Origin of the sequence: Gluconobacter sp. P1D12_c, from assembly GCF_018812105.1 — a bacterium.
In the GTDB taxonomy this organism is placed as follows: domain Bacteria; phylum Pseudomonadota; class Alphaproteobacteria; order Acetobacterales; family Acetobacteraceae; genus Gluconobacter; species Gluconobacter oxydans_A.
The window spans coordinates 1-362 of record NZ_JACSIQ010000850.1 but is presented as its reverse complement, the minus strand read 5'-3'; the positions used below and the strand labels follow the sequence as shown (position 1 = coordinate 362).

The 362-nt window shown below is 34.8% G+C and carries 1 protein-coding gene; it reads right to left on the bottom strand.

Annotation, left to right across the window (positions count from 1 at the left end):
* Positions 1 to 362 (bottom strand): hypothetical protein (locus tag KP705_RS19495; protein ID WP_215765505.1); only part of this gene is annotated, 362 nt, incomplete at both ends.

Sequence of the window (362 nt, the reverse complement as noted above, 5' to 3'; positions counted from 1 at the left end):
CAATTTTCCAAATCTAAATTATCGATACTCGAATACAAACAATCCTTGTCACATTCTTCTAAATCTTTAACCCAAAGGCGTATCTCATCTTTATTGTCATTAACAAAAACACACTCGTAACAAAAATCATCCTCGTCATCGTTCAAATATTCGTTGAATCTTAAAAAACCATATCCCCTGCTTTCTATGTAATCCAAAAACAAAGAAGAATGCGAAGGAAGACAACGCAAATAATCTCTATAACTTTTCACATCCTTCACAGGAAAAGAATGGTCAATATAATGGTCATGCAAACAAGTCATGATATCGTAAGGCTTTTCCCAACCGCAATAAACCTCGACCCCATTCCCAAACATATAACG